At 45.5% G+C, this 14,488-nt stretch carries 2 protein-coding genes; both read left to right on the top strand.

Annotation, left to right across the window (positions count from 1 at the left end; all coding sequences use genetic code 11):
- Positions 1–167 precede the first annotated feature (167 nt).
- Positions 168–10,313, top strand: a complete 10,146-nt coding sequence (locus tag ESB13_RS12490; RefSeq protein ID WP_129003755.1) for an Ig-like domain-containing protein — start codon at positions 168–170, stop codon at positions 10,311–10,313.
- Entirely contained in the window at positions 10,313–14,464 is a 4,152-nt protein-coding gene (locus tag ESB13_RS12485) for a PKD domain-containing protein (RefSeq protein ID WP_129003753.1), read from the top strand. Before ESB13_RS12490 ends, ESB13_RS12485 begins: the two co-directional genes overlap by 1 nt.
- The last annotated feature ends 24 nt before the right edge of the window (positions 14,465–14,488 follow it).

Raw genomic sequence — 14,488 nt, 5'->3', positions numbered from 1 at the left:
TCTTCCAGCAAATTAGCTATAAATAGCCATTTTTTAAATTGAATTTTTTTGGCCAGAGAATCGCCATTTTATGAAAATACCTTTAGCACAGTGATAAATAAACCTGTGTTGGACTATAAAACAGGCCGGTTTATCCTCCAAAATCCATAAACTAACTGCAAATTCCCATGAAGCTTAGGTGCTCACAACTGTTTGTTTGTTGCCTCAGGACAAATATGGCTGTATGCCGTGTTGTTTTCCCGGCGCTGCTTTTTTCTCTTTTGTCCCTGGCTGCAATGGCACAGGCTCCGCCTTCCTGCCCTGATAACTTCACCGGAGGAAAAGTTTCTCTGGCAAACCCACCCGGCTGCACAGGCAGTACGCTGAACTTTTCACTCACCGGCAACAGCTCCGGCCCCATTATGATGTATTTTGTAGAAAGAGCAGGATCGCCTGCAGGGCCGTTTATAACGGTGGGAGCTAATCCAGATCCAACAAAACTCTCCGCTACTTCAATTCCGGGACTGAGCTATTATCGTATAGGTGTGTATTGCACTGTTGGACAGCTCTATGCTTATTCCGATACGCTGACCTTCCGCGCTGGCCCACTGGCAGGCAACTACACCATTAATTCGTCGTTGCCGGAGTCTGCTACGAATTTCACATCTTTCTCAGCTGCCGCACAGGTGCTGGGAGACTGCGGTGTAGATGGGGCGGTAGTATTCGATGTTGCCACAACCAATACGGTTTACCGGGAACAGGTGCTGATTCCCGAAATACCAGGAAGCAGCAGTACCAACACCATTACTTTTAACGGTAATGGCAATACCCTTGCATGGGCTTCAAAGATCAACAGTGCTCCTTATGTGCTGAAACTGAATGGTGCCGATTATGTTACCGTCGATAACCTCAAAATAGACGCTACCGGCGGCACTTACGGATTTGGTATACATATGATGAACAATGCCGATAATAACACCATAAAGAATTGTTCTATTAATGCAGATATTAATACCAACAGCGGTGATTTTGCTGGTGTTGTTATTAACGGAAATGATACTTACTCAACCGACGGGTACAATGCGCTTTGCGATGGGAACACGGTTATTCATAATACCATCTCAGGTGGATTCTATGGCATTGTTGTTTGTGGTAATAGCAGCACTCCCAATAATAATATAACAATTGCTGACAATGAAATAAGAGACACTTACAACTATGGTGTTCGTGCCGAAAATACAAACAGGCTTATCATTGAGCATAATAATATTTCTCAGCCTACACGTGTAAATCTTTCAAATGGTACAGGCTGGGCTTTTATTGGTATCTACATTGGCGGTAATACTACTAATGCCAGGATCTCCGAAAACAGCATACACGACATTGCCGCTACTACACCAGGTAATACAGGTACCATGTATGGTATCTATTTCTATTATACCGATGCTACCGCAAGCAACTTTAATATCGTTTACAATAACCTGATCTATAACTTCAACTCTTCAGGTATCTTCTATGGTATTGCTAATGGTTCATCTGATTATGTGCAGTGTTTTCACAATACTATTTCCTTTGACAATACAGCCAATATCAGTAAAAGTGCAACCTATGCCTTTTACCAAACAGTAAGCGCATCGGGCCTTCAGTTTATGAATAACCTGGTAAGCCTTACCCGTGGCGGAGGTGCAACCAATTATTGTATATATATGGGAACGGCTGCCACAACTTATGAAAGTAATAATAATGACTTTTATACGGGTAATATAGCCACTACCAATGTAGGTTATAATGGAAGTGCAAGAGCAACGCTTGCCAACTGGCGTACAGCTACCGGGAAGGATGCCGCATCTTTTAATGAAAACCCACTCTTCCGGCGGCCGTCTGAAAATAACTTTATCCCCAACAGCGGTGTAATCAATGATAAGGGGACCTATGTCGGTGTTTCGTACGATGTTGCAGGCAATGTTCGAAATAATTCTATACCCGACATTGGTGCGTACGAATATAATTTGCTGGCATGTGCCAACCCACCTGCGGCGGCAACTGTTGTAGTTGCCGAAAACCCTGTTTGTACGCAAAGTATCGTAGCTCTGAACTTGCTTGGCGGTGATCTGGGCAGTGGCCTCTCTTATCAATGGCAATCTTCATCCGACAATAGTCAATGGGCCAACATTACGGGAGGAAATGGTATTAAGGTTAACGTTATCCAAACCCAGGATACCTGGTATCGCGTCATCAGTACCTGTGGAACTGATAATACGCCTTCTGCCGGTATTAAAGTAAATACACTGCAGCGTATATCCGGAAACTTTACCATCAATAAGAACCAGGCTTCAGGCGGCACTAACTTCCAGTCATTTAATGAGGCCTGGAATGCTATTCGCTGTGGTATAAACGGACCAGTTGTTTTTGATGTTGTAGCAGGTTCTGGTCCCTATAATGAACAATTGATCTTAGGGCCTGTAGCCGGATCTTCTGATCTGAATACTATAACCTTCAACGGGCATGGCAACAGCCTTTCCTATACTTCTTCCAGCCCTACACAAAGAGCTGTAATAAAACTGTCTGGAGCCGAGCATTTTATATTTAATGACCTGGTGATAACGGCAACCGGCAACCTGGGTAGCCAGTATGGGTATACTGTGCATCTTACAGGCAAGGCTTCCTATAATATCATCCGCAATTGTAAAATATATACCGATACTACCAATACTAATTTTAACTATGCAGGTATTGCAGTGAGTGGGTCTGATGTTGACGCCACTGCAGCAAATTCGGGATGCCTGTTCAATATTTTTGAAGATAATATCATCAACGGCGGTTTTTATGGGGTAGCGCTTGCTGCTAACGATACCGGTACCGTTATTCGCCGCAATGTGATCACCAACTTTTACCGGTTTGGTATTTACAGAGGTAATTCCGATCGTGCTGTTATTGATAGCAACCTGATCAGCTGTCCTACACGTACCAATACAACTCAGTTTTATGGTATATATGTAATAGGGGCGCAGTCAAGTCTTAATATCACCAGGAACCGCATATTTAATCCATTTGGAGGCAATCCTGAAAGTACGGAGGATATCTATGGTATTTATCTGACTGCCGCAGATGCGATTGCAGGCCGCGAAACTATCATCAGTAATAATCTTTTCTATAACGTTTCAGGACAGGGTAGCGTTTATGCGCTCTATAATAATGGGTCGGATAGAGCATGGTATTTTCATAATACCATCAATGTTGACGGCGCTATCAGTGCTGGTAGTAACTATGCTACTTATGGCTTCTATCAAACCACTACTGCCGGAGCACTTCGTTTCAGCAATAATATTATTTCGCTTAACAGGGCAGGAGCCGGCTCCAAATATGCAATGTATATGAATGCGCCTGCTTCTGTTATGCTAAGCGACTACAACGATTTGTATATTAATGAAGAACTGGAGGGTAACAAATATGTAGGCTATAAAACCAGCGAAAAGAAATCAATGTTCGACTGGCAGCAGGCCGGGTACGATGCACATTCTACCATTGTTGACCCCGCTTACGTAAGTGTTGCCACTAATAACCTCATCCCGCAGAACCCTGTAATTAATAATGCAGGCGTAGATTTGGCAGGACTGGTAAATAGCGATGCAGTAGCAGTGGCCCGTAATACATCAACCCCTGACTTGGGTGCTTATGAGTTTACACCTCCTGCGTGTGTTACGCCTCCAGTTGCCGGCAAGGTGGTTGCCAGCGACTCTGTTATTTGTATCACTACTTCTATTGTATTAAATGTAAAGGGAAATAGTTTTGGTTCGCAGCAAACTTACCAGTGGCAGGCTGCATCTAAGAAAGATGGTGCATTCTCTGCAATTTCAGGCGCTGCCGCTTCCCCCGTGCATACTATACAGCCTACTGAAACGCTGTTCTATCGTCTGGCGGTGACCTGCGGCGCTATGACTGCCTATTCTGATACTTTCCGTATTGCTGTTAATGAGGCATTGCCGGGCGGCGAATATATTATTGATACAAATGGTACAGGTCACTTCCTGAACTTTAATGAAGCCAGGATTGCTATGACCTGTGGCATTAAAGGCCCGGTTGTCTTTAATGTGATCCCTGTTAGTAAGGTGTATAACGAAAGACTGGTGCTGGATTCTATTAAAGGCACTTCTGCTGCCAATACCATTACATTCAAAGGAAATGGTAATACCCTGAAGTTCGCTTCCGATATCAGCGAAGAGCGTGCGGTGATTACATTGAATGGTACCGACTATGTGACCTTTGATAACCTTAAGATAAATGCTGCTGAGGGAGCTTATGGCTGGGGCGCCTGGTTAACTAATAACGCCACTCATAATACCTTCAGCCATTGCCGTATAGAATTGCCGGTTACCGGTACTACCCAGAATTATGCAGGTATTGTTATCGGTGGCACTGCCACAAATGCAACTTCCTCAAGTATTTCTAACTGTAATTATAATACCGTTCAGGCCGATACTATTGTAGGCGGTTATTATGGAGTGACCATGCACGGATATAGCAGTGCGCTGTTGGCTGGTAACAGTGTTATCGATAATATTATTACCAACTTTTACATGACAGGTGTTTTTGTGGGTTATTCGGAAGATGCGCGTATCGACGGTAACGATTTTACTCGTCCCGATAGGACTGAATCTGGTACGATAAGCGTTATAGAAACATCTTATAGTATTCCGGGATTATCGATTTCTAAAAATAGAATTCATAATACTTCGGATGCCAATACCACCAATAGCAGCGGGTTTTATGGTATAGAGTTGTCGTCTTACAATGGACCGGCAGAAAAGCCAATCGTTATATCCAATAACCTGATGTATAAGATCAGGAATGGAAGTTCTCAGTATGGTATATACAACGGTGCATGTAGTAATGTGAAGTTGTACCACAATACATTTTCTCTGGATCATACCACCAGTGCATCAACCGGCATTACTGCTGCCTTCTACCAGTTTGGCAGTCCCACAGGTACGGAACTGAAAAACAATATTTTCACCATAAGCAGGGGAGGTACTGGCGATAAGCTGGGCATCTATATTACAACAAGTAATATACCCTTTGTTTCTGATAACAACGTGATATGGCTTAGTGGTAATGGTAATAAGTACTGGGGACGTTATGGATCAGGTACGAATGTCAACTTTGTGAATCGTTCCGACTGGTATACCAGGACACTTGCCGATAATAATTCTAAAGATCTTTACCCGGTATATCAGGATACCGCCAATAACAACTTTAAACCAACGCTGGCTTCTATCGATAACATGGGAGTAGGTGTAGGAGTTACTACAGATATATTTAATACGGGCAGAAGCAGTGTGAGGCCCGATGTGGGAGCTATTGAATTTGTATTGGCCCCATGTATAACGCCACCGGCGCCTGGTGTAGCCGCTGTTACTCCTGCTTCCGGCATATGTATGGGAACGGAAGTTGCCTTATCGCTTACAGGTAATACCGAAGGTGGCGGTCAGAAATATGTATGGCAGAGAGCTGCTGCTGCTACGGGGCCATGGACAGATATCAGCGATTCTCTTGATGTAAGTAGCCTGAAATATGAACTGGCTACTACCGACACTTATTTCAGGGCGGCAGTGGTTTGCGGAACCGGCGTGGCATATTCCGATCCGGCAATTCTAACGCTGAACGCCGGTTTTGCGGCGGGCGATTATACTATTGATCCTGCACAACCCGCCGGCGGTTCCAACTTTACCAACTTTAAAGATGCAATTGCTGCCATGGCATGTGGCATTACAGGGCATGTCCGCTTCCTGGTAGCACCGGGGATGTATAGCGAAAGAGTGACCGTTCCTAAAATACCGGGTACTTCCGCTAATGCAACGGTAACCTTCCTCAGCAAAGACCAGGTTGCTGCTTCTGTAGCATTGGTAACACCTTGTACACAGGACAGCAACTACGTGGTGCGGCTTAATAGTACCAATTATATCGCCTTCAAGCATCTGACAATTGTTGCGCAAAGTGAAAATGGTGCCTACGGACGTGGTGTAGAATTTACAGGTACATCTTCTTTCGATAATATCTCACATTGTGTAATCTATACTCCCGTAACAGGCCGTATTTCTAATACTGTGGCAGGGGTCTTTGGTGAAACGCTTTGGGGTACTGATAATGTGATATCGCATAACGTGATCAATAATGGAGCTGCAGGTATTTATCTGAATGGCGTACAAAAAGAAGCGCAACGTTTCTCTCTTGATAGCAATACTTTCAGCGGCACTTACTACTATGATATCTTTGTGAGCTATATAACAAGGATCTCCGCCTCTGGTAATACCATTACCCGCAGTGGCATGATGAACTCAACTTCCTATGGCATTTTGGCAGATCATTGCGATAGTGTACTCAATTTCAGGAATAATACAATCCATATCAGCAATACCAATACACTGGTATATGGTATTGAATTGCTCTCTTGCCTGGGCGATACAGTTTATAATAGTAATATATCAGGAAACAGGATTCTTGCAGTAGAAGATAATACGGGAAGTATCTCTGGCTTGTATATAGCAGCAAGCAGGTATGCTAACGTAATGAACAACGTAGTGAACGTGAAGACCACCGGAGAGGTAGAGTCCTATGGTATTAATGCTGTTTCGGTCAGGGGACTTTATATGTTCAATAACTCTGTTTGGAATCAGTCTCCTGCTGCCGCCGGATGTGCTGCTTTTGTCAGCCTTCTTAACGTACAACCCGATGTGCGCAGCATTCCCAAAGACCGTTTATATCTTTATAATAATATATTTGCAAATACGGGATCGGGAAAAGCCGCCAATATTGCCGACTACGATGGTGCCCTGGCTACTTCCGACTACAATATGTATTATACCGAGGGGGCTGTGCCACTGGCACGCGGGTCTTACAATTATACCACCCTTGCTGAATGGAGGAGCAGGTATAATATAGACTACAATTCCCTCTTTTATAAACCGGTATTTGAAAACGAATGGCTGGCTCCGGCGCTGGCTAATCCCGAAGTTTGGGCAATGCATGGCCGCGGTGTTCAGTCTCCTGTGAACAACACAGATATTAATGGCAACGGACGCCCAACTACAAGGCCTGCAGGCGTGCCGGATTTGGGCGCTTACGAGTTCTTGCCCACTGTTCAGCCTTTATTACTAACAGCAACTCCTGCAACGCCGGCGCCAGGGATCACGCAAATCTTTACGCTTGGTACCGATACGGTGACAAAAGTAACCTGGGGGACTAAAGTGCCTGCAACAGTAGAAGCACGCCGATACTCAGGTGTGGCGCCAGCAGGTTTAACACCCGGCCAGCAGTATATGTACTTCTATACAGCCTTTACTACAACCGGCGATGAACCTGCAGGACATACTGTACAGCAGTCTTACTTCGATTCCTGGTTAGGTACGGTTGAAAAAGAAAAAACGCTGAAACTGGGTATGTCTAATAATGCTGCATGGAATATAAATGCCCGCAGCTCCGCTGATATTTATTCCAATGTATTGAAGGATACTGGCCTGGCCCGGCTGCATCAGTTTACAGGCCTTACCGATGGCAAAGAAGACCCTGTCCCGCCGGTAGTGATAAGTCCGGCCGATACCAGTAACCTGGGTACCCAGTTCTGGACAGCGTACGGACACAGCTTCTCATTTGAACAGCAGAACGATCAGGCTATGGTGCTTTATTTCTCTGCAACAAATAAGCCTGCTCATATTATCGTTCGTGTCAATGGTACTTCCTGGACACGCGAATACAATGTGCCGGCCTATTCAACGGTATTTTCCGATTCTATTCCACGTATGGGACCTGCAGACGCAAGGCTCATGAATGAGGGCTGGTCCGATAGAGGGATCAGTATTGCCAGCGATGTGCCTGTTGCGGCCTATGCACGTATTGCACCACGTATACCTACGGCAATAGGGCAGTATTCCAATAGCTCAGGTATGACGTCGCTGCTTCCTGTAGGAACCTATGGGTACGATTATACTGCCATGGCATATACACAGAACTTCCAGACGAACGCACATTCCTGGTTCTATGTGGTAGCGGCCTATGATAGTACGGTTGTTGAAATAACACCTTCTCAGCCTACATTTAATGGCCGTCCGGCAAATACGCCGTTCAAAGTACAACTCATGAAAGGGGAGGTGTACCAGGTGTTTGGCGGTAACTATGATGTAGAAAATGGATACGATATTACCGGCAGCAGGGTAAGAAGTGTTATCAATGAAAGTGGTAAATGCTATCCTGTCGCTGTTTTCTCAGGCAGCAGTGGTACATCAGTAAACTGTAATAATAACGTAACAGGAAATATTGATAACCTGTTCCAGCAAAACCTGCCAACAAAAGCATGGGGTAAAAGGTACCTGACCACACCTACAGCCAGCTCTGTATCGGTAGCGCTCACCAACCCTGCTATCTACAGGGTGCTGGTAAAAGACCCTGCAACAAAGGTGACACGTAATGGCAGCCCGCTTTCAGGAATAATTAATAATACTTACTACCAGATAGAATCACTGTCGGGAGAATATATTGAAGCGGACAAACCAATAATGGTAGCACAGTATATCCCTTCTCCGGGAACGGTATGTGGCTATGCCGGACAGGGCGATCCTGATATGTTTTATCTCACTCCGCTGGAAGCAGCTGTTAAAGAAACAGTGTTCCCCAGGATTCTTACAGGTAGGATCAGTAATCAATACCTGTCACTCATTATCCCCGATGAAGGACTTAAAACGCTCTCCATCGATGGTAGCAGCGGATACGATTATGCTGCCCCTCATACTACCATGCCAGGTTATACCGTAGTGGTGAAGAAATGGACCAATAGCCTCGGTTCTGTGGTGGTTCGTTCCGACTCTGCATTTACAGGATTTGCATACGGTCTTGGCGATAACGAAAGTTATGCCTTTAACCTGGGCCGGATGATCAACGGTGAGAGTGTAAGAACAGGACTTTCTAATAATAACGACACGGCTGGCGGTATCAATGCCTATACCTGTGTGGGCTCTCCGTTTAAATTCCGCTTCCGTACCAGCATGCAGCCCGATAAAATAGAATGGAAACTGGCAGATGTGCCACACATTACGCCGGGCAGTAATGTTGTTGTAAATAATCCGAAAGCTTCAGATACCGTTATCATTAATGGAGTCGCCTATTACGAATATAGTCTCGATGGTAACTATGTCATTGATAGCGCTGGTGATTACCAGGTGAATGTAAAGATCACCAGTGGCGAGATCGAAGCATGTGGCGCTATGCTCAACCTGGTGATACCTGTGAAAGTTGTAGCCGCTCCAAAGGTTGATTTCTCTGTAGCCGGTAACTGTGCAGGCGGAATCGTTACATTCAAAGGAACTGCCGATATCTTCAATAATATCGATGTGGCCCGCTGGTCATGGGATCTGGGTACACCGGGGGCCGCGGCTGCTCACCAGGATACTGCTTACAAGTATGCCCAAACAGGTACTTACCAGGTAAAACTTACCGTAACAGATGTAAATGGTTGTATTGCCGATACTGTAAAAGCAGTAACTGTTGGTGATGGTCCTGCTGTAACAATGGTAAGTCCGCAGGTGGTGATATGCCCCGGTACGGCAGCCTCCCTCGAAGTGGCAAGTCCTGTAGCCGGAGCAAACTATAACTGGTACAATGCCAATACGGGAGGAACCCCGGTTCATACAGGTAGCAGTTGGAATATCCCGGGTGTGAACGGTGCAGTATCATACTGGGTGGAAAGCGAACTGAACGGATGTGTCAGCGCACAGAGAAAAGAAGTGGCTGTTCAAATGGCTGCTCCGCTGGAAACACCTGTAGTAAAAGTGCTTACTACCGGAGCACACGAAGTAACATTCGGATGGGCTGCTATAAATGGTGCCACCGCTTACGAAGTAAGCTTGAATAACAGTGCAGCATGGCAAACGCCTTCCTCCGGTACGCTTGGCCTTACACATACAGTTTCAGGATTGGGTGTAGGTGAAGAAGTGACTTTAAAAGTCAGGGTTATCGGTGGATGCGAACCGGTTGTGTCGGCTGCCGCAGATACTACTACTGTTACAGATGAAATCTTTATTCCTAATTCTTTCTCTCCAAATAATAACGGGCCTGTAGAAAATGAAACCTTCAGGATCTATGGTAACGCTATTAAGGAAATGCGCCTGATGATCTTTAATCAGTGGGGTGAAAAAGTGTTCGAATCAAAGAATCAGAACGAAGGGTGGGATGGCAGGTATAAAGGAAAGCCACAGCCCTCCGGTGTATACATCTATGTAGTGGAAATCGTGAGAACCAACAATCAGCGTCAGCTTAAAAAAGGTACCATAAACCTTGTAAGATAATGAGGAACTGCTTATTGATATTACTCTTTATAACAGGCTCCTGTGCTGCTTTGAAGGCACAGGAGCCTTCTAACCGTGGAACAGATTTTTGGGTAGGCTATGGCCATCATGATCTGATGGACCGTAACTCCAGTGGCACCGCTCCTGACGACGATCAGGCTAATACGCAGGAAATGGTTCTCTATTTCAGTGCCGAAGAGGCCGCAAATGTCACGGTAACCGTACATAATACAACCTGGAAAAGAACGTATCACGTGCCTGCTCATGCTGTAATAGCATCAGACTATATGCCCAAAGGATGGGACCTCACTTTTATTGACTGTCGTTTGGTGAATGGTGGTACCAACGAAGGATTATACACCAATCATGGTATTCATATCACAAGTGATGTGCCTGTGGTTGCCTATTCCCATACATTCGCCGGAGGCACTTCGGGAGCTACCATGCTTATGCCTGTAAATACCTGGGGGTATAGTTATTTGTCGGTGAATACAGCTCAGAACGGCCCCTCCGGCAGCCGCTCCTATAACTTCATTGTGGCCAGCGAAGATAATACTGTCGTTGAAATAACCCCAGCAGTGCCAACACGCGGAGGACGGCCCGCAGGCCAGCCATTCCAGGTAACTCTGAACAAAGGAGATATCTACCAGGTAATGGGACTTAACCCCAGGGGGATGGAAATGTCAGGAACTAGACTAACTGCTGTAGCCAATCGTTTTGGAAAATGTTATCCCTTCGGAGCTTTTGCTGGTAGTGGTAACACTACTAACCCTATGGCATGTTCGGAAGGACGCGGCGATCTTTTCGTGGATGCCGATATGTATCAGCTGTTTCCTTTTCAGGCCTGGGGTACAAGGTATCTTACCGCTCCCTTTTCCAACTCAAGTATACCGGCACGTAATCAGTTCACCGGCTATAAAATAGTTGTAAGCGATCCCACTACGGTGGTGAAAGTAAATGGAACTGCATTGAATGTAAGTACCCTGAAAAATAACTTCTATTACCACGAAAGTGCTTCCGCCGATTTAATTGAAGCAGATAAACCTGTAATGGTGGCACAACTCATGGGAAGCGGTGCTTTATGCGGTGGAGGTAGCCCAACCTTGAATGATCCCGATATTCTTTTTATCAGCCCGGTTGCCCAGGGAATTAATAAAATAGGCTTCTTTAGAAATAACAGGCAAACAATACAGGTAAACTATCTGACCCTCATCGTCAATAACCAGGGTACCGGACTTTCATCTTTACGTATCGATGGCCAGCCGTTATCAGCTATTCCTTCGGCAGACCTGTATACGTACCCTCATCCGCGCGACCGCAATTATAATGTGATAGTTCGCCGATGGGCAAACTTCCCATTGTTTCCTGCCACACCACCCGGGCAATGTCTGGTCTATAGCGACTCCTCTTTTACTGCCGTTACCTATGGGCTCGGTCCGCAGGAAACCTACTCGTATAATGCAGGTACACATATCAATAACCTGCATGCCAGAAGTTTTATTCACAATACATTTAATACTGCCACCAACTGGAATGCCTTTACATGTGTGAATACGCCTGTTGCTATCTCCGCATTGGTAGCTTATAAACCCACTGCTATTACATGGAAGCTGAGTGCGCTGGCCGGTAAAGTCAGTCCCGCAGCAGATGTTACAGTTAATAATCCCGCAGTGGCTGAAACGGTAACTATCGATGGCGCAACCTTCTATAAATACACGCTTCCTGGCTCTTATTCTTTTAATGATGCCGACACCTTTTATCTTCCGGTAGTGCTGTATGGAGATGAAGTGGGTAACTGCGCCAGGTCGGAGGAAATTCCACTGCGTATCATCGTGAGAACACAGCCTAAGGCGGGCTTTAGTTTTGCCGCTACATCAGACTGCGCCGCTGATCCTGTAGCGGTGGAAGGTCTTGCTACGTCGGAAGAAGGATATGAACTTCAAAAGTGGCTTTGGACTTTCCCGGGCGGCGCCAATGCAGAAGGTATTAAACAGAGCAGAAAAATAGAAGCAGGCATAGATCGGCCTGTATCGCTTAGATCTATAACTACTGATGGCTGCGTAGCAGATACAACACGCCTGATCTCGTTATATGAACCTCCGGTAGCAGACTTTACTGTTTCTGGTAAAGACGTATGCGAAAACGGAACTTATACTTTTACTCCTTCTGCAAGCTATGAAGGCAATAGCGCTGTCGTAAAATGGTATTGGGACTTTGGTAATGGCGTTACCGTAGAGGCTAACTCCAATGCTGCCCAGCCTGCAAACTACACAGGCGCTGCCGGATATACAGTTAAATTGGTGGCAAAGATCAGCGATGCCTGCGTATCAGATACTGCTGCTGGTAAAGTAAAAATATATGCCAACCCTAAATTAAATATTAACTTCCCCCAGGGGTGCCTGCCGGAAAATGGTAGTGTGAAATTTGATAATACAACATCCACGCCCGACGGACAAACCGTTACCGGTCATGCCTGGAACTTTGGAGATGGCAACGCAAACCCGGCTAATCCTAACACCGCCACAACCGCAAGCCCTTCGCATATTTTTACTTATGGTAATTACGATGTGAAATATCAGGCTACTACTGAAAAAGGATGTGTGAAAGATACTTTGATCAAGGCTGTGTTTAACCAGGCGCCTACCTTTGTATTTGATCCGCTGACCGCTGTTTGTGAGAATGCGGCTCCTGTTTCAGTTGCAAAAGCATCAGTAACCAATGGGGTTTCTGGAACGGGTGTTTACAAAGGCAATGGAACTTCGGCAACAGGTATCTTCAATCCGGCACAGGCAGGTCCCGGTAAACATGAGATTATATACGAATTTACTGCAGCTTCTGGATGTGTAGCTACTGCCTCCCGCTTTATAGAAGTATATGCCGTGCCGGAAGCTGCATTTATATTTACCGATGATATATGTGAAGGAACTGAAATGAGCTTTACTTCCAGTGCTACAGCTCCCGCCGGAGAATCAATCACGCGCTGGCAATGGAATTTTGACGGAACCAGTAAGGAAACGGCTGCTGCTTTACCTGTTACATTTGTCTTCGCTACTCATGGAGCATATCAGGTAAAACACATTGTTACTACCGCTCACGGCTGCATAAGCAAAGAGTGGGGGCAAACAGTGCATGTCCGCGCCAACCCGGTGGCAGGCTTTAATTCCCCGGAGGCTATTTGTATGCCCAATGGTCATGCGAAATTTGTTAATACAACAACTGTAGCAGATAATAGTGCATTGAAGTACACCTGGAATTTTGGTGATGGAAGAGGAGCGTCTGTTGAAAAAGATCCCTCTTATGAGTATCTGACTGGCGGTAATTATAACGTAAAACTGAGTGTGATATCTGCCTATGGCTGTGGCGATGATGCTTCCAGGCTAACCAATAAGTTTTACGACAAGCCGGTTGCCTCATTTACAATGAATGCAACAGATTTCTGTGCCGGCGCATCTGTGGCATTTGCCGATAAAAGCACTGCACCTGGATCTGCCTTGTCCGAATGGCATTGGGAACTCGGCAATGGCAGCATTTCTTCAGAACCCAGGCCTTCTGTCCGGTATAGCAATTCGGGAACCTATAGTGTATCATTGACGGTGAAGAATGCACAGGGATGCGTTTCTAATCCATTCCTCTTGCCTGTTACCATAAGGTCAAATCCGGTTATAGATGCTGGCCCTTCCTTTGTTGTGAAAGCCGGAACAATGATCCGGTTTAACGCATCTGCCAATGCTAATTATAAATTCTTATGGGATCCGGCAATTGGTTTAAGCAGCGCCGCTGTATTGCAGCCTTCGCTCACTGTTACCGAAAGCCGCTTATACCATCTCACCGCAACCAATGAATTTGATTGTTCAACTACCGACTCTGTAATGGTTGAGCTGCTTAAGGCTATCGATCCTCCCAATGCCTTTACGCCTAATGGCGATGGGATTCATGATCTCTGGGATATCCCCTACCTCTCCGATTATAAAGATGCAGCCGTTGCTGTGTTTAACAGATATGGACAACAGGTATTTCGTACAAAAGGATATGCAACACCATGGAATGGTAAATCGGATGGCAAGGACCTGCCGGCCGGAACTTACTACTATATTATTAACCTGGGAACCGGAGGAAAACCGTTAACAGGAGCGGTGACTATTATAAAGTAATCTATAATGCTAAAATTGACTGCA

Source organism: Filimonas effusa (assembly GCF_004118675.1).
In the GTDB taxonomy this organism is placed as follows: Bacteria; Bacteroidota; Bacteroidia; order Chitinophagales; family Chitinophagaceae; genus Filimonas; species Filimonas effusa.
The sequence above is the reverse complement of the archived record's forward strand: the minus strand, read 5'-3'. Positions and strand labels throughout refer to the sequence as shown.